The organism is Hoyosella sp. YIM 151337, assembly GCF_026041215.1.
Lineage (GTDB): Bacteria > Actinomycetota > Actinomycetes > Mycobacteriales > Mycobacteriaceae > Hoyosella.
In genome coordinates, this window is sequence record NZ_JAPEIQ010000028.1 from 1 (window position 1) to 15,934 (window position 15,934).

Here is a 15,934-nt window from a genome sequence, read left to right on the forward strand (position 1 = left end):
CCCCAATCGGAGGACACCCGCAGTGCTTGCACCCCGCTAGCAAGTGGTGAAGACTGTCACCAGACAAATGTGGTGACAGCATTCACCACTTCGGCTCAATGAGGAGTTCGAATGACACAACCGCTTCCCGACCCGGTGATTTTCACCGAGTTTCCGCTGAATGTTGGCATCAAGCTTTTTGCGCCCGGTGACATCCGCCCGACACCGCAGCAACGCGCGGCGTACCTGCGTTTCACGAAGCGGGGAGATCCTCTCGCCGATGGGGTTGTCGCGATGTTCCGGCGCCTCCCCACGGGTGAAGGCCGCCGCATGTTCGAAGCCGCCGTGGAGCACGGCATCGACAGTGTGCCCGATGCGCCGCAAGAGCTAGTCGATTTCTTCGCTCAGGTCGACGCTGTGCCGTATTGGCTCGACCACCACAAACTCGACATCGCCGCTCGCGCCACGGGCCGCACCGGATTCTGGGGAATGAACCTCGCGCTGCCCGCGCTCGCCCTGATGGGCGGCTACCTGGCGTCACGCGCCGACAAGACCCTCGTCGGCACCGGCGATCTCGACTACATGGCACCCCGGCGATTGACCGAGACCGCGGGCTGGTGGGTGGACGTCACCACTCTGGGCGCGCTCGGCCGCTTCGAGCGCGGCTTTAAGGGCATACTGCGCGTCCGGCTGATGCATGCGCTTGTCCGTGCTGGCATGAAGCGCCGCGACGATTGGGATTATGACGAGTGGGATGAGCCCGTCAACCAGTCGCTCACAGCCGGGACGCTGATCCTTTTCTCGATGGCGAATGTGCTGGGCTGCCAAACACTGGGACTGCACTTCTCGGCGCGCGAGAAGGACGCCATCTATCACTTCTGGCGCTACGTCGGATACCTGATGGGCGTCGACGCCGAGCTTCTGCCTGCGACGGAGGAAGACACGTGGCGGCTCTTCTGGCTCCAGGCGGACTATGAGTTCCGCCCGGATGCCGATTCCCAGCGGCTCGCGCAGGCGCTCATTCGCGCGATCGGCCCCGTGTACTCGTTCGACGAGACAACCCGTGCGGGCCGGGCAACGGTGTGGGCGCTTACTCGTTACATCACGGCGTACAGCCGGATTCTGCTGGGCGACAGCAACGCTGACTTCCTGGGACTGCCGAAGAGCCGCGCCTTCCAGGCCGCCGTCCTCGCGACCGCAGCGGGCAACACGCTGCTCGAACTCCCCCGCCGCGCCATACCCGGCGCTACGCGGATACAGGAGGCACTCGGGCACCGAGTGCGCAAGACAATGAACAATCATTCGATGGCGCAGCTGCAGGGCGACCGCACGTTCCAGCGTCACGACCGGTTGGTGCGCTCAGCCTGACCCCGCCACGGAAACTCATACACGTACCGCCACATGGCTTCGAATGGCCCCTGCTGAAAGTAGCGCAGCCACAGCGTGCTCAGCCCGGCGAGGCCAGCGCACATCGCGGCGTAAATGCCGAACACCGGCCAGGGGCCATACGGCTGCAGCGTGGACGCAAGCCCGAAGCCCCAGCCATAGAACAAGATTGAGCCGAGGACGTTCTGCAAGATGTAGCAGGACAGCGCTGTGCGCCCGACGTTCGATACGCCAGCCAGCAACCGTGACCCCGCGCGCAGCCGGTCGACCACGATTGCGGTGAGTGCGATGTACAACAGGGCCACGAACGGCGGCAGGAGGTAGCGATCCACGAGAAGGAGTGCCGGCTCGCCCGAGAGCCCTATCACCATGTTGATGGGTAGCGCGATTCCGCCGGCTATCAGCATCCGGCGGCGGAGCTGCCGGCCACGGTCATCCGCCCCGAACGCCCCCGCGCGATACAGTGCTGCGCCGAGCAGAAACAGCATGACGCCGTACGGGAGGATGAACACCGCTTCGGCCCGAAGCGCGGCCGCGTTGTCGAGACGAAAGAGCACCTGGTCCCACCAGGTCCCCTCGGCGTAAAGCCGGGTACCTTCCGCGAGCGCGTCCGGGTTTGCGGCCCCGAGCGGTTCGGCGAAAAGTATCAGCGTCACGAGCGTGACAAGGACGACGTGCAGGGCGCCCATTGCGATAGTCCAGCGCCGCTGCGCCCGTTCACTGGTGAGGACGAGGTAGGCCACGATCATCGACGTGACGGCGTACCCCATCAGGATGTCGAACTCGACGACCAGGATGAAGTGCAGAATTCCGTCTGCCAGGAGAATGGCCGCCCGCCAGAGGTAACGGCCGGGCCAGCGCTGGCCGCGTTTTTCCGCCGAACGCCGCTGCAGCTCGATACCGACGCCAAAAAGAATCGTGAGGAGCGCGAGGAACTTACCATTCGCGAGTACCCGGAAAATTCCTTCCGCCCAGGTCGAGACGTCGTGCGGCGTGATCATCGGCTGTTCGAGGAAACCGATGATCCCTGCCGGGTTGGCGAAGATCCAGATGTTCGTGGCCAGCGTGCCCAGAATGGCAACACCGCGCACAACGTCAAGCAGTGGATTCCGCTGTGTGGCCGGCTGAAGTGTCGAAGCCCCCGCCGAACGGCCCGCGCGCGTCATAATTCCCCCATACGACTGTATTGGTCGACCCGATGCCTACCATACAGTCGTATGGGCTAGGCTGGCAATGGTGGACAGGCGCACACAGCTTGCGGATGTGGTCATGCAGATTGCCGCTGAACGGGGGCTCGACCACGTCAGTGTTCGTGAGGTCGCCGCGGCTGCCGGCGTCTCAATCGGGGCTGTCCAGCACTACTTCCGCAGCAAAGACGCCCTGCTCCTCGCTGCGTTCCAGCGGTACGCGGACACCCTCGGCGCACGTATCCGTGCGATGGATCAGTCGGGCACGCCTCGTGACATTATCCGCAGGCTTATCCTCGAGCTGCTCCCCCTCGACGGCCTGCGCAGCACCGAGACGCGCATGTTCATCGCGTTCGCCGCACGCGCGATCGTCACCCCCGAACTCGCACGCGTCTACCACTACGGGCTCGCGCAGTTGCGTTCGATCCTGACGCAGCTGATTGAACTCGCACAACAATCCGGCGACGCCATCACGCACGTCCCCGCGGACACACTTGCGCGCACCCTCCTCTCCGTCGCAGACGGCGCAACCCTCCAAACGGTCACCAGCCGGGAACCAGACGCGAGCACCCACGCCATCGCCGAACTCGATGCGGCACTCACCCTGGTGTTTCCGGGCAGTTAGCCGAAAAATCGGTGGCGCCGCGTAGTCGGCGCGTCCTACCGTGATACCGCATTACCGACGACGAGAATGAAAAGGCTTGTAACGATGGCGGATACGTCTCACGGGCTGAGTGACGCACAGATCGAACAGTTCATCACCGACGGTTACCTTCGCATCGACAACGCCTTCCCGAGGCGGCTGGCAACGCAAGCGCGGGCACGCATGTGGCGCGACATCGATGCTGACCCGCGCCACCCAGCCACCTGGACCGACCCAGTGGTGCGCCTGTGGGTGTACTGGCAGAAGCCTTTCCGTGAGGCCGCGAACACACCGATTTTGCACCGGGCGTATGACCAGCTTGTGGGGGCGGGCCGGTGGGCGCGCCGCGACGCGCTGGGCACCTTTGTGGTGCGGTTTCCGTCGGCTGAGGACCCCGGTGACACCGGATGGCATGTTGATGCCAGCTTCCCGGGGCCCAACTCTGGCCCCGAGGATTTCTCAGACTGGCGGGTGAACGTGACCTCCCGCGGCCGCGCGCTACTCATGCTGTTCCTGTTCTCTGATGTGAGCGAGGACGACGCTCCGACACGAATCCGGGCGGGTTCGCATCTGGATATCGCGCGTTTGCTCGCACCTGCAGGTGACGAGGGGCTCGGTTTCGGCCTCGATGTCAGCGTCAGCGACGGCCGGCCCGAGGTTGCGGCGACGGGTCCCGCAGGGACCGTGTATCTCTGCCACCCGTTCGTGGTGCACGCGGGGCAGCAGCATCGTGGTTCGACGCCGCGCTTCCTCGCTCAGCCTGGTCTCGAACCGACGGTGCCGTTTTCGCTTGACCGCCCGGACGGGGCGTACATCCCGGTGGAGATGGCGATTCGCAGGGCGCTGCGCGACTGAGGGTGATGCCCGTTTCATCCCCGCGGTGACGTACGCTGTTCGCGTGGCGGCGCCCGACAGCTTTGTGTGTGCGGTGCGGGCAATCGTGCTCGCGTCGGTCACCGTCGTGCTGTCACTGGTACTTCACAGCGCAGCTGGGGGACATTCGTCCAGTCTGCTCGCGGTCACACTCCTCGTCGTTCTTACCGCGGCCGGCGCGTACGGGCTGTCGCGTGCGCAGCTGACGTTTGGCCGCGCGGCGATGCTGTTCGGCACCGCACAAGCGGGTTTCCACGGCTTTTTCGAGTTGACCGCGGCGCCCGGTCACGAACTGGCACACGCCGCTACGGCGACTGTCTCGCCAGCCATGATCGCCGCCCACGCGCTCGCGACCGTGCTGTGCGCGGCCATCGTTGCGCATGGCGATCGGCTCGTGAGCGCCTTGTGGTCGTGGCTGACTCGGCTGTGGCTGTTCTGCCTCGTATTGCCCGCGCCGCATTCGGGACCGGCGGCGCCCGATGTTGTGTACCGCCCGCTGGACCTGCGCCAGCTCACTGAGCAAGTCAGTCGCGCGACCCGGCGGGGTCCACCACTCGTGTTCGCCTGACACGTCACGTCCGCTGCTTTTCGCAACGGGCGTCTCTGCGCGCTTCGTGAACATTCACGCAGCGCATCCTTGCATCCCGAAAGGCAACACCTGTGAAATCCTCTGCCCTTGCCCGCGTCGCTGCCGCTGGCACCGCTGCCGCAGCTCTCGCGTTCGCCGCACCGGCAACCGCTGCCGCGCACGTCACCGTTTCCGCGAACACCACCGAGGCTGGCCGGTACGCCGTCCTCACGGTTGGGGTTCCGCACGGCTGCGATGGCTCAGCGACGACGTCCGTTGCGATCCAGATCCCTGAGGTCTTCAGCAACGTGACGCCCACCGTCAATCCCAACTGGGACGTCGAGAAGGTCATGGAGCCTCTCGATCCGCCCGTCGATGACGGCCACGGCGGCCAGCGCACCGAACGTGTCGCTGAGGTCGTGTACACCGCGAACACGCCGCTCCCCGACGATCTGCGTGACACGTTCGAACTGTCCGTGCGGCTTCCTGACGCCCCCGGCGACACCCTGTATTTCCCATCGATCCAGACGTGCGAGGAAGGCGAGACTGCGTGGACGCAGATTGCCGCCGACGGCCAGGACGCCGACGATTTCGACTACCCCGCACCGCAGGTGACGCTGACCGCCGCTGCGGCTGATGACGACTCCGATGTCACCGCCGCGGCCGACGACGCGTCAGGTGTGTCCGGGGTCTCGATCGCGGCACTGGGGCTTTCTGTGGTCGCGGTCGTCCTCGGCGGCGCAGCACTCGCCCGCACCCGCCGCACCTAAGGTGGTGCCCGTGATGCAGTCCCGTTCGCGGGCCGTGTCCGGGGTTGTGAAGGCCGCCGCCGGGGTACTGCTGCTGACTGTCGCAGCACTGTTGTTCGCAGCGCCCCCGGCTGTGGCGCACGCAGTCTTACTTGGTACCGATCCTGGTGACGGCGACATACTCGACTCGACGCCGGAGATAGTGACACTCACGTTCAACGAGAACATCACCCTCCCCGCTGAGGGGGTGAATGTTCTGGATGCCGCTGGCGCACCCGTCCCCAGTGACGCCCGGTCGGTCGACGCGACGGTACAGGTCACGTTCGACGGCGACCTCGACGACGGCACGTACATCGTCAACTGGCGTGTCATCTCGGCGGATAGCCACCCCGTCAGCGGCGCGTTCACATTCAGCGTCGGCGCACCGAGCGACACCGTGGCTGACGTGGCGCCGCCAGCCGCGGCACCCGGCACCGAAGCGCTCACGGTGGGTACGCAAGCTGTGGTGTACCTCGGGGGTCTCACGACGGCTGGGCTCGTGTTCTTTCATTTTCTGGTGACCGCGCTGACGCGGGGCGGGGTGCGGATCATGCGCTGGTCGGCTGTCGCAGCGATGCTCGGCATGCTCGCCTATGTGCCTGCCGTGTACGTGTGGCAGAACGGGCTGGCGCTCTCTTCAGTCGTCACCTGGGACGCGGTGCGGGACAGCTTCTACGCAGGTGGCTCGTTCTCCGCGGCCGCGTTGGGGGCCATGCTGGGGATCGCCGGTCTCGCGGCAGCGGTCACGGCAACGAGCAAGGGCTCCGGCAGGGCGCCCGCGGCAGTGGCGTGCGGCGGCGCCGGTCTTGCGCTCGGTTCGCTGTTGCTCACCGGGCATACGCGGACATTCGGGCCGCCACTGGTGTTGCTGACGAGCGACGCGGTGCACGTCACGGCTGCCGCACTGTGGCTGGGCGGAGTTATCGGTCTTGTGTTCGTGCTGCGGACAGCTGAGGGCGGTGCTGCTGCGGCTGTGGTGCGCTTCTCCAGCATCGCGGCGCTTGTTCTGGCGGCTTCAGCCGTGACGGGAATTGTCATGGCATGGCTGATCCTGGATTCGCTGCAGGGGCTGACCGGCACGCGGTACGGCCTCACGTTACTGCTGAAGGTCGGCGCGGTCGCTGTCGTGGTCCTGCTTGCCGCGTGGAATCGCTGGAAACTCGTGCCGATAGTGGGTTCGGAGCCGGGCTCTCTGCGGCAGTTGCGCCGGATCGTGGGGGCTGAAGCGGTGGTGCTGCTTGTCGCCGCGTCGATCACCGCGTTTCTCGTCTCGCAAAGCCCCACGGCGGTGCCGCGTGACGAGACGGGGCAGTATTCGGTGGAAATCGGTGCGGCCACACTTGACGCCCACGTGTCGCCGCTGCGTGTGGGAACCAACGCGCTCGAGTTCACACTCCGCGACGTGGACGGGAACCCTATCGATGCGGTCAGCGAACCCGATCTGCGAGTGTTCATGCCTGATCCGGGTATCGGGCCGCTCTCCCCTGCCGTAACGCAGACGGGGCCGGGACGCTACGAGGCTGCGCTCGACCTGCCGCTGCCCGGTGAATGGGAGATTTCGGTGAGTGCCCGCCTATCCCGCTTCGACAATCCCGTTGCGACGCTCAGCGTGGAGGTGACGGAATGACGCGATCGATCCGGCGCGGCGCCACCGTGGCGGCCATCGTTGCGATCAGTGGCTCAGTCGCGGCAGCACCAGCGGCCGCACATGTGCTTGTTGACCGGGTGGAACCCGCAGGAGGCAGTGAGACGTCTGTGGTGTTGGCGTTCGAGCACGGGTGCGAGGGCGACCCGACGGTGGAGCTCGAACTGACGGTGCCGCCCGGCGTCGAAGCCCGTGCGACGGAAGAACCTGACGGTTGGCGCGCGCACATTCACGGCGATGTCATCAGCTGGACCGGCCCGCCCATCGCGGACGGTGACCGTGCCGAGTTTGTGCTCACCGCGCACATCACCGGCCAGCCTGGTGATGTTTTCCTGTTTCCCACGCATCAGCGGTGTGAGGGCGGTTCGAGCTACCACTGGGCTGAGGCGGACCCGTCCGCGCCCGAGCCGGCACCGTCGTTCATTGGGACGAGCGCTACGGTGACACCGCCGCCTGCGGCGGGCAACGCGGGCGCGAGTCGTAGCCAAGCCGTCACCGCGGCAATTGTTCTGGCCGTCGCGACGGCGGCGATCGGTGCTTGTGCACGGCCGGTACGGCGTTAGTTTGCGGGAAGCAGCGATATGACGAACGACACAACGTTTACTGATATGTGATTGACCTTACGTTCCTTTGTTTCAGGTTGTCGCATTAGGCTTCCCGTAGGCCCCGCCGTTCGAAGCAATGCGGCCTGGACGGCGGGGCCGCTTCACATCCCCAGTTGCCGGAACTTTCAGGTCGTGCGCTGAGTCAAACGCTCGTACCGCTGACGCGCCGCCTGTGCACTGCCCAGGCCGAGGCCGTACGCGATTCGCTGCCACGTCATATCGCGTTGCCGCCCCGCCAGAAGCAGCATTGCCTCCAGTTGATCGAGATCCGCGCGCACTTTCGGCATGAGCGTGAGCGCAGCCATGACGTCTTCTTCATCAACATCCGGCTCGTCGCCATCTGGCACTAGCGAACCTCCGGCAAGACCAGCCACGAGTCGCACCGCCTCATGTGGTTCAACCAGGTGCTGGTTGCTGCTCCGCGCGCGGCGGCTTTCCGAATCCGCATGCCGCTCAGCAATCCTGAACAAGCACGTGTACTCGCGTTCCGCGCGCGCCCGGCCAGCGTCAGGTGTGTTCAGGTCGTCGCGTTCCATAACTGCCATCGTCAATTAGGAACGACATGTTGTCAACGAAGTGTTTTCAACCAAACGTTCACTGGGGGTTGTTTTTTCTCAACAGGAACGTGCGTGCACCCAGGCGCGTCTAGCTCAGCGGGGCAAGACTGCCGAAGTCGAGGCAGAGGAATCCGGTGCAGCCCGGGTCAACCGGAGGCACCTCCGGTGCGCTGTAGACGATCGTGATGCTGGGTGTGTCACTAGCCGACGCGAGGCCCGTGATGTCTCCCAGCGACGAGCCGCCGACGCCGGAACTTGCCCCATTGAGCCCGCCCGCACCGTCCGAGCCGTTGCCAGCAACCAGGACATAAAGGGTGCCGGTGACCCACTGAGGGCGCTTTCCGACGATCTCGCCGAGGCTGGAGAACGCATTGATGGTTCTTCGGCCGCGCCCGCCGATCACGGTGCCCTCGAGGGTGTCGACCCGTCGGGGATCACGAACGCGTACTGTCCGGCGGTGCCGTACACGCATGTCACCTGGCCACCGGCTTGCGTGCACTCTGGAGGCAACTACACGGACGCTGCGGCAGGGAACGCGACCGCCGCAGCCCCGAGGACCCGCATGGCTCGGCGCAGCAGAGAGAAGAGTGATGAATGCCGTGCCGTACCTGGGTTCGCGGTGCTGATTTGACGGTTGTTCCACACTCAGAAAATCGAAGAATGCGATGAGGCTAGCAACGTTTTCCCTGCACGACCGGGCGAACGGCGAGAATAGTCGATTTAGGTTGCGCGCCTATAGTCATGGATGCCGGTCGCTTGCAGAATTGCGGTAAATCGTTACCATGTCGACGCGAAAACTTCCGAAAGCAGACATTTTCGGGCAATATTTGGGAAACCAAAGTATGCATTTCGCGAGGTCGCAGAGCGAATCATGCATCGTTTGCAATTGTCGCAATATTAGCACCGTCAGGTAACGACGTGATCAAAGTTATGAGGATGCCCTCACGCTTTAGCCGTGTGTTCGGTAATTCAATTACAGGGCGCGAACTGCGCGCGCCTACCAAACGCACCACAAGGAGTGGAACCATGCTTTTATCAATACTGGAAGCGCTCGTCGGCGACCTCGACGACTGGGAGGCTTTGGGCACCCTCTCTTCGAGTACGGGCGATCTTTTGTCTGGACTTGGGGACTATAACGTCGGCCAAGCGGCGTTGCTTGAGGTACTGCAGGGCACTTACGATCTCAACCAGGAATGGAACGACGAACTCGGGATGTGGGAGAACGTCGACCAGCAGTACTACCAGCCGATCTTCCCCTGGGATCCAGCGAAGCGCCCCGGCGGCCCCGGTAACGACCCACTGGCCGACCTCCTCGCTCAACTGATGCCGCCGGCCTGATTCGTCTACCGCACGAATCAGCCTTTGTTTGACGGGATGGATATTTCGTGGCCATCCCGTAACACAATCCATACCTACCATAATCGAATACAAATCCGGGGAACCGTTGTACGGCTCCCCGGATTTGCGCGTGTGTGTTCAGCTCTTGCGGTTGTATAGCCTCATCGACAACGGCCCGAAAATGACGATGAAGATCGCGCACCAAATTCCGACGGCCGCGAGGTCACCGAGCTCGAATGAGCCCGCCATCAAACCGCGAATCGCTGTCACGAGGTGACTGATCGGGTTGACATTCACGAATGCCTGCAGCCAGCCTGGCATTGTTTCTGGATCGACGAAAATGTTGCTCACGAATGTCAGCGGGAACAGGATGAACATGGAAACACCCATTACTGCCTGTTCGGTGCGCATCATCATGGCGAGCATTGTCCAGATCCAGGACAGGCTGAACGAGAACACAAGCAGCACCACAATGGAGAGCACGACTCCGATCAGTCCCCCGCTGGGCCTGAATCCGATGAGCAATCCGACGATCATCACGATGATTGACGCGAGGGTGTATCGCACGACGTCGCCGAGCAGCGCACCGACCAGCGGTGAGGGTCGCCAGATCGGCAGTGACCGGAACCGGTCGAACACCCCTTTCTCGATGTCTTTGTTCATCGTCAGCCCGGTGTACATGGTGATCATGACGACGGTTTGCACGAGGATGCCTGGCAGCAGGAACTGTACATATTCGCGCGGTGAGCCTGCGAGCGCACCACCGAACAGGTACGTGAACATCAGGATGAACATGATCGGGAACATCGTCACGTCGAACAACTGTTCCGGCACATGCTTGATTTTGAGCAGTGCCCGGTGCCCGAATGTCAGCGATGTGGTGACGGCTCCCGCGCGGGCGGGCCGCGGCCCCGGGGCGTGCAGTACGTCGGCAATCGCTTTGGGTGTTGCCGGTGCCGAATAGTCGGTGCTGGTGGTCATCGGAGTGCCTCCTCGGCAGTGCTGGTCTCGCTGCTGCCGTTCGTTTCCGGCTCGGCGTGTTTACCGGTGAGCGCGAGGAAAACTTCGTCCAGACTGGGCTGTCCGAGCGCGAACGTCGTCACGGATATTCCCGCGTCGTGCAGCGCTGGGAGTGCCGCGCCGACGGTGGCGGGGTCGTTCACGCGAGCTGTCAGCGCTGCGGGGTCAGATTCGAGCACGATCTCGACGCCGAGTACCCGGTCGAGCAGTTGCGCCGCGTCCGCGCGTTGTGCTGGCTCGGAGACCCGAACGTGCAGTGCGCCTGAGCCGACCGACGCCTTCAATTGCCCGGTGGTGCCTTCGGCGATCACTTTTCCGTGGTCGATCACTGCGATGCGGTCGGCGAGCTGGTCGGCTTCGTCGAGGTACTGGGTGGTGAGCAGCACTGTGGTGCCGCCGGCGACGAGCGCCCGCACGATCTCCCACACGTGGTTGCGGCTGCGCGGGTCAAGCCCGGTTGTCGGCTCGTCCAGGAAGATCAGTTCGGGGGTGACGATGATGCTCGCCGCGATGTCGAGCCTGCGCCGCATGCCACCCGAGAAGTGCTTGACCTGGCGTTTCGCGGCGTCTGTCAAGCCGAACGCGTCGAGTAGCTGCATGGCTCTGGCTCGCGCCGCCGACCGTGAGTAACCGTAGAGCCTGGCGAGCAGGTTCAGGTTTTCCATCCCGGTGAGGTCTTCGTCGAGGGACGCGAACTGCCCGGTCATCGCGACTTTTTGCCGCACCATTTCAGGTTCGGAGGCCACGTCATGCCCGAGCACTGACGCGCTGCCCCCGTCGATGGGAAGCAGGGTTGCCAGCATGCGGATCGTTGTTGTCTTTCCTGCCCCGTTTGGTCCTAGCACCCCGTAGACACCGCCGCGCGGAACCACGAGATCGACGCCGTTGACCGCGACCGTGTCCCCGAACCGTTTGATCAGCCCGCGGGTTTCGATCGCCGGCGCAGGTGGTGACAGTTCTGACCCTGTCATTGCGTTCCCCTATTCATGCCCGCCCGTGTGGCGCGCTCAGTTTTATATGACTGTGCTACCCGATAAAACTCATCGCGTGAAGCGAATATTTCACATGTCGCGGCACCTCGGCTTGTCCGAAAATGCTCAATGCGATTCGACGCGTGCCCGCCCCCGCAGCAGCCCCACACCGAGCGTCAATAGTCCCGCCGTCAGCAGCACGGCACCCACGTACGCAAGGTTGATCAGCGCGTTCGGCGTGGTGTCTCCGGGCCCGGGGACGGAGAGGAAGAATGCCACCGGCAGGAGAATCGCCGATGCGGGAATCGCATGGCGGGCAAATGCTTTCGCCTTCGGGGAGAGTGCGGCTTCGTCGACGTACCGGAGCGTGACGAGCGACAAGATCAGCAGTACACCCGCGTGCGCGTGACCCGCCCGCCACAGATCTTGACGCAGCGGGTTCGCCATGTAATCCGAATCCCCCACAAGCATGGTGAGGATACTTGCGCCGCCGAAGACAACTGTCGGCAGCAATATGAGAAGAATACCGGCGATGCGGCGAGATTCCGGACTCATCGCGCCTCCCCTCAATTGTCGAACTTACGGGCAACTTTACGATTCGCACGCCTTGCCGTCTAACGATTTTCTGCGGTCCCCGCAATGGCTGCATGCGCCCGCGCACTGGGCGTGCACCGCCCGACAATGGCCGGCGCTTCGTGGATGAGCGTGTCGTCGGCGAGGGCCGCAACCATGAACAGCGCGAAATCGACGCGTCGGGTCAGATTGCTGCCGAGTATGGGGTCACCGACGTGGCGGCTCCAGACGGGCAGCCCCTGCGATTCGCCTTCTTCGAGATCGCTGCCCCGCACAACGGTCCATTTGCGGTCGCTGGCGAATATCCGGCGGCATGCCTCGACCTGATCGTCAATCTCGACGGCACGCACGAGGCGGGCCAGAACAGTGACGACGCGGACAGCGGCCCGGAACTTCCAGGAGTACTGATCCTGCCCGTCGCGGCTGATGTGCCAGCCACACGAGAAGACTAGCCGCGCATCAGGTTCTGCGAAGTCGAGGACCGCTTGTGCGGTTCCGGATGAGTACTGCCGCACACCCCAGGGAACAAGGACGGCGAGGACACCGTCGCAGCCGTCGACTGCTTTCCGGATGACTTCTCTGTCATTGGTGGCACCGGGGATGATTGTGATGCGGTCAGCGAACTCAGCGAGCTTGGGGACGCTGCGTTCGCGGCATACCCCAACAACCTCGTAGCCGCGTTCTAGGGCATGCCGCACCATGTAGCGGCCTAGTTTGCCGGACGCACCGACTATGCAGACTTTCTTGATACTCATGACGCGCCTTTCCTCTTACTTACGTTGTAAGTCACGCTACACTTACAACGTAAGTACCGCAATGGACGTGAGGAGACGCGGTGATGCCGAAGCGTGACACCAGCGCTCAGCAGAGGGACCGGCAGCCGCTCAGCCGGGAACGGATAGTCACCACTGCCGTAGCGCTCGCCGACGAAAAAGGTGCGCCGGGTGTGACTATGCGTGCCGTCGCGAATCAGCTTGGTGTCGAGGCGATGTCGCTGTACAACCACGTGAAGAACCGGGACGACCTTCTCGATGGGATGGTCGACACGGTCTTCAGCGAAATCGAACTCCCAGCCCTCGGCGCGAACTGGGAAACGGCGATGCGCGCCCGAGCCGAATCAGCTCGCGCCGCGCTCTTACGTCACCCCTGGGCCGTGAGCCTCATGGACTCCCGCAGCCAGCCTGGCCCAGCCACACTGCGCCACCACGACGCAGTCCTCGGCGCTCTGCGCGGCGGCGGGTTCTCGGTCGCGATGGCCGTTCACGCGATGTCTGTGATGGATAGCTACCTCTACGGATTTGTGATTCAGGAACTCAGCCTGCCGTTCACGGATCGGTCCGAACTCGAAGACGTCGCCAGCGATATACTGGAGGGCCTGCCCGGCGGGACGTACCCGCACCTCGCCGAAGCCATCACCGAGCAAGCCCTGCAGCCGGGATACAACCCGTCGGACGAGTTCGAGTTCGGCCTGTCCCTGATCCTCGGCGCCCTGCCTGCCCCTGCTGCCCCTGGTTCCCCAGGTTCCCTGCCCTCGGATCCATCTACGGAAGTCAGTTAAAACGGCCCGAAATCGGACGTTATGACTGACCTCCGTAGTCGGATTTGGTGGTTGGGCGACGGCAGGTCAGCGTCTGGTGCCGAGTACGATCAGGTACCCCCGGGGCTGGTGGATCCCCTCGGGTGTGCGGTATCCCTCGAAGAAGCCGGCGAAATCGCTGTGCAGCTGCTCCCGCCGCTCGTCGTCGAGCGCGGCAGCGAGCGTCCGCGTCGGGCCGTATACGGTCGAAAAGAGTTCCCACACCTCTTCACCCGAGGTACCGGTCTGCGGAGCATCCCCCTCCTCGAATCGCAAGTCGAACGCGTCACCGAGCATCTTCTCGGCGTAGTTACGCGCACCCCACGCGAATGCAGATCCCGCACCCGCAGGTGGCGGCGGCATGTATTTCGCCATCACTTTGAACATGTCGACGACGCCACCGTCGGGGCTCCAGTTGCCCATGCCTAAACGTCCACCGCTGCGGGTGACACGCGCAAGCTCCCGGGCGACAGCCTCATGGTCCGGCGCGAAGATTGCCCCCACATTGGACACGACGACATCGAACGAGCCGTCCGGGTACGGGAGGTTCTCTGCATCGCCAACCTCATACTCGATGGTGAGGTCCTCTTCGTCCGCCAGGCGTTTCGCGGTGTCTATGAGCGCAGGCGCTAGATCGATACCGGTGACCTTCGCGCCCCGGCGTGCCAGCCGTGAGGCCAGTGCGCCGGTGCCGGTGGCGACGTCGAGCACTCGCTCACCGGGCTGCACGGAGATCGCGTCAGCGAGGTGATCAAGCAGTGGTTCGTAGTGCTGGGGCAGCCTTTCATATGGCCCAGTGCCCCACATGACGCTTTGTTTTTTCTTGAGTTCATCGAATGCCATGGGCACAAGAATGTGCCCGTCGTCACGTCAGTGCTACCCACCCTAGGGTTGTTTTCGCCTTCCCCGAATCCATCTACAGGCGTCAACGAGAACGGGCCAAATGGGCCAGTTTTGGCTGACGTCCGTAGATAAATTCGGCAGGTGGGGGCGCGGCAGGTTATCCACAGGTTGGAGTTATCAACAGGGCGCGCGAAGAAGAATTTCGCAAACAGGGCGCGGGTCACCAAGCTGTCTCCACATGGCACGCCCTCGAAGGACCCAGCTTCCACAGTCAATCCAAGCGGCAATCTCAGCGGGCAACGGTTTAGTCAGCGCTGACGGGCCGCATGCGCGTCAGCAGCTGCACGTTCTGCACCGGGAGGGCCTGCTCCTCAAGCTCGCGCACGGCCAGTACACCGCCCCTGGTTTCTGGGCAGAACTCGGCGAGTGGGATCAATACGCGCTAGCGTCGCACGCCTACCAATTATCTTGTGGCAGCGGCACTTACCTCGCGGGCTGGTCAGCAGCCACGCTCAACGGGCTGCCGTTACTCGGCCGGCCACCACAATTGCCTGAGGCAGTTCACCCGAAACCGAAGCCACGCGGCGCGCAGCGCGGGCGCTTCGGGCGCACGCGCCGCGAACGTGTCCCCGACCGGCATTTGCGTGACTACAACGGAATCCCCGCTACCGGGGCCGGATACACGACAAGCACAATCGCGCTCACCGCTTCATTGCCGATCGCGCTTGCCGTTGGGGATAACGCGCTGCGGCGGGGCGCGAACGTGCGCACTACGCTGCCAGATTTCAAGGGGCGCACCGGGGTTGCGCGCGCCCGCTTTGTTGGCGACTACGCGACGCCACTCGCGGAATCGCCACTCGAATCGCTCGGCCGTTTCGCTGCGTACGCGGGCGGCCTCCCGCTGCCAATCCCCAACGCCTGGGTCGGTGACGGCAGGCCGTTGTTCCGGGTCGATGGCCTCTGGCCGTGGCATTGGGCCGGGTTTGAGGCGGACGGTGCGGTCAAGTACAACAGTCGCGCCGATGCGGCGCTCATTGTGGCTAATCAGCAAGAGCGGGAATGGGTACTGCGGCGTCTCGGCCTCGACTTGTGCCGCTACGGCTGGGCCCGTGCGTTCAACAATATCGACGAGCTGACTAAGAGGTTCGCGCGGTTGCTTGCGGACAACCCGGTCCGGGATGAGCCGATTCGCTGGTGGAAGCATGATCCGGTGCTGGGGCCGGTGGAACCCGAGGCGGCGGATTGGCCAAGCGCAGACCCGTCGGGCATCATTCTGCCGCCACGCTGGTGGGTGGACCACCGCTACCACGAATCCACCTACGGAGGTCAACGGAAACCCGCGTAAAACGGGGGTTGTGGTTGACTCCTGTAGGTGGATTCTG

Annotated in this window: 18 protein-coding genes; 10 read left to right on the forward strand and 8 right to left on the reverse strand. The window is 63.9% G+C overall.

What is annotated here, in order from left to right; translation table 11 throughout:
* Window positions 1-111 precede the first annotated feature (111 nt).
* Window positions 112-1,347: an oxygenase MpaB family protein gene (locus tag ONR57_RS14020; protein WP_265124136.1), complete on the forward strand. Its 1,236-nt coding sequence runs from the start codon at window positions 112-114 to the stop codon at window positions 1,345-1,347.
* Here ONR57_RS14020 and ONR57_RS14025 read toward each other — a convergent pair.
* The gene (locus ONR57_RS14025) at window positions 1,320-2,531 is read right to left on the reverse strand and encodes a DUF418 domain-containing protein (protein ID WP_265124137.1); all 1,212 of its coding nucleotides are present in this window, start codon (window positions 2,529-2,531) and stop codon (window positions 1,320-1,322) included. The two genes, ONR57_RS14020 and ONR57_RS14025, sit on opposite strands and share 28 nt — an antisense overlap.
* Before the next feature lie 70 nt (window positions 2,532-2,601).
* On the opposite strand from ONR57_RS14025, the gene ONR57_RS14030 reads away from it, so the two are divergent.
* The 6 genes from ONR57_RS14030 (at window position 2,602) to ONR57_RS14055 (ending at window position 7,632) form a co-directional block, all read left to right on the forward strand.
* Window positions 2,602-3,177 carry a TetR/AcrR family transcriptional regulator gene (locus ONR57_RS14030; RefSeq protein ID WP_265124138.1) on the forward strand — a complete coding sequence of 192 codons (576 nt, stop codon included), beginning with the start codon at window positions 2,602-2,604 and terminating at the stop codon, window positions 3,175-3,177.
* 84 nt (window positions 3,178-3,261) lie between these two features.
* Entirely contained in the window at window positions 3,262-4,050 is a 789-nt protein-coding gene (locus tag ONR57_RS14035; protein ID WP_265124139.1) for a phytanoyl-CoA dioxygenase family protein, read from the forward strand.
* A gap of 43 nt (window positions 4,051-4,093) precedes the next feature.
* Complete coding sequence (locus tag ONR57_RS14040) at window positions 4,094-4,636, forward strand: hypothetical protein (protein WP_265124140.1); 543 nt, start codon at window positions 4,094-4,096, stop codon at window positions 4,634-4,636.
* 92 nt (window positions 4,637-4,728) lie between these two features.
* Entirely contained in the window at window positions 4,729-5,406 is a 678-nt protein-coding gene (locus ONR57_RS14045; RefSeq protein WP_265124141.1) for a YcnI family protein, read from the forward strand.
* A 13-nt stretch (window positions 5,407-5,419) separates the two neighbouring features.
* Complete coding sequence (locus ONR57_RS14050) at window positions 5,420-7,051, forward strand: copper resistance CopC/CopD family protein (protein ID WP_265124313.1); 1,632 nt, start codon at window positions 5,420-5,422, stop codon at window positions 7,049-7,051.
* A complete protein-coding gene (locus tag ONR57_RS14055; RefSeq protein ID WP_265124142.1) occupies window positions 7,048-7,632 on the forward strand; it encodes a DUF1775 domain-containing protein in 585 nt (194 codons plus the stop codon). Before ONR57_RS14050 ends, ONR57_RS14055 begins: the two co-directional genes overlap by 4 nt.
* Before the next feature lie 167 nt (window positions 7,633-7,799).
* Here ONR57_RS14055 and ONR57_RS14060 read toward each other — a convergent pair whose 3' ends face one another.
* Window positions 7,800-8,210: a DNA-binding protein gene (locus tag ONR57_RS14060; RefSeq protein WP_265124143.1), complete on the reverse strand. Its 411-nt coding sequence runs from the start codon at window positions 8,208-8,210 to the stop codon at window positions 7,800-7,802.
* 109 nt (window positions 8,211-8,319) lie between these two features.
* Window positions 8,320-8,703: a hypothetical protein gene (locus tag ONR57_RS14065; RefSeq protein ID WP_265124144.1), complete on the reverse strand. Its 384-nt coding sequence runs from the start codon at window positions 8,701-8,703 to the stop codon at window positions 8,320-8,322.
* A 554-nt stretch (window positions 8,704-9,257) separates the two neighbouring features.
* On the opposite strand from ONR57_RS14065, the gene ONR57_RS14070 reads away from it, so the two are divergent.
* Window positions 9,258-9,569 (forward strand): hypothetical protein, encoded by a 312-nt coding sequence (locus ONR57_RS14070; protein ID WP_265124145.1) that lies wholly within the window; start codon window positions 9,258-9,260, stop codon window positions 9,567-9,569.
* Window positions 9,570-9,707: 138 nt separating this feature from the next.
* Here ONR57_RS14070 and ONR57_RS14075 read toward each other — a convergent pair whose 3' ends face one another.
* The 4 genes from ONR57_RS14075 to ONR57_RS14090 form a co-directional block, all read right to left on the reverse strand.
* On the reverse strand, window positions 9,708-10,550 hold the full coding sequence (locus tag ONR57_RS14075) for an ABC transporter permease (RefSeq protein WP_265124146.1): 843 nt from the start codon (window positions 10,548-10,550) through the stop codon (window positions 9,708-9,710).
* Window positions 10,547-11,560: an ATP-binding cassette domain-containing protein gene (locus ONR57_RS14080; protein ID WP_265124147.1), complete on the reverse strand. Its 1,014-nt coding sequence runs from the start codon at window positions 11,558-11,560 to the stop codon at window positions 10,547-10,549. Before ONR57_RS14080 ends, ONR57_RS14075 begins: the two co-directional genes overlap by 4 nt.
* A 126-nt stretch (window positions 11,561-11,686) precedes the next feature.
* Window positions 11,687-12,115, reverse strand: coding sequence for a hypothetical protein (locus ONR57_RS14085; protein WP_265124148.1), 429 nt, complete (start codon window positions 12,113-12,115; stop codon window positions 11,687-11,689).
* Between the two features lie 59 nt (window positions 12,116-12,174).
* Window positions 12,175-12,888, reverse strand: coding sequence for an NAD(P)-dependent oxidoreductase (locus tag ONR57_RS14090; RefSeq protein ID WP_265124149.1), 714 nt, complete (start codon window positions 12,886-12,888; stop codon window positions 12,175-12,177).
* A gap of 83 nt (window positions 12,889-12,971) precedes the next feature.
* Here ONR57_RS14090 and ONR57_RS14095 point away from each other — a divergent pair, with 83 nt between their 5' ends.
* Window positions 12,972-13,691, forward strand: coding sequence for a TetR/AcrR family transcriptional regulator (locus tag ONR57_RS14095; protein ID WP_265124150.1), 720 nt, complete (start codon window positions 12,972-12,974; stop codon window positions 13,689-13,691).
* Between the two features lie 66 nt (window positions 13,692-13,757).
* On the opposite strand, the gene ONR57_RS14100 is transcribed toward ONR57_RS14095, so the two are convergent.
* The gene (locus tag ONR57_RS14100) at window positions 13,758-14,552 is read right to left on the reverse strand and encodes a class I SAM-dependent methyltransferase (RefSeq protein ID WP_265124151.1); all 795 of its coding nucleotides are present in this window, start codon (window positions 14,550-14,552) and stop codon (window positions 13,758-13,760) included.
* A gap of 238 nt (window positions 14,553-14,790) precedes the next feature.
* Here ONR57_RS14100 and ONR57_RS14105 point away from each other — a divergent pair, with 238 nt between their 5' ends.
* Window positions 14,791-15,897 (forward strand): hypothetical protein, encoded by a 1,107-nt coding sequence (locus tag ONR57_RS14105; RefSeq protein WP_265124152.1) that lies wholly within the window; start codon window positions 14,791-14,793, stop codon window positions 15,895-15,897.
* Window positions 15,898-15,934 lie beyond the last annotated feature (37 nt).

Coding starts and splice junctions, on each gene's coding strand:
- ONR57_RS14020 (WP_265124136.1), top strand. CDS start 112: ATGACACAACCGCTTCCCGACCCGGTGATTTTCACCGAGTTTCCGCTG.
- ONR57_RS14025 (WP_265124137.1), bottom strand. CDS start 2,531: ATGACGCGCGCGGGCCGTTCGGCGGGGGCTTCGACACTTCAGCCGGCC.
- ONR57_RS14035 (WP_265124139.1), top strand. CDS start 3,262: ATGGCGGATACGTCTCACGGGCTGAGTGACGCACAGATCGAACAGTTC.
- ONR57_RS14050 (WP_265124313.1), top strand. CDS start 5,420: ATGCAGTCCCGTTCGCGGGCCGTGTCCGGGGTTGTGAAGGCCGCCGCC.
- ONR57_RS14055 (WP_265124142.1), top strand. CDS start 7,048: ATGACGCGATCGATCCGGCGCGGCGCCACCGTGGCGGCCATCGTTGCG.
- ONR57_RS14060 (WP_265124143.1), bottom strand. CDS start 8,210: ATGGAACGCGACGACCTGAACACACCTGACGCTGGCCGGGCGCGCGCG.
- ONR57_RS14065 (WP_265124144.1), bottom strand. CDS start 8,703: ATGCGTGTACGGCACCGCCGGACAGTACGCGTTCGTGATCCCCGACGG.
- ONR57_RS14070 (WP_265124145.1), top strand. CDS start 9,258: ATGCTTTTATCAATACTGGAAGCGCTCGTCGGCGACCTCGACGACTGG.
- ONR57_RS14075 (WP_265124146.1), bottom strand. CDS start 10,550: ATGACCACCAGCACCGACTATTCGGCACCGGCAACACCCAAAGCGATT.
- ONR57_RS14080 (WP_265124147.1), bottom strand. CDS start 11,560: ATGACAGGGTCAGAACTGTCACCACCTGCGCCGGCGATCGAAACCCGC.
- ONR57_RS14085 (WP_265124148.1), bottom strand. CDS start 12,115: ATGAGTCCGGAATCTCGCCGCATCGCCGGTATTCTTCTCATATTGCTG.
- ONR57_RS14090 (WP_265124149.1), bottom strand. CDS start 12,888: ATGAGTATCAAGAAAGTCTGCATAGTCGGTGCGTCCGGCAAACTAGGC.
- ONR57_RS14095 (WP_265124150.1), top strand. CDS start 12,972: ATGCCGAAGCGTGACACCAGCGCTCAGCAGAGGGACCGGCAGCCGCTC.
- ONR57_RS14100 (WP_265124151.1), bottom strand. CDS start 14,552: ATGGCATTCGATGAACTCAAGAAAAAACAAAGCGTCATGTGGGGCACT.
- ONR57_RS14105 (WP_265124152.1), top strand. CDS start 14,791: ATGGCACGCCCTCGAAGGACCCAGCTTCCACAGTCAATCCAAGCGGCA.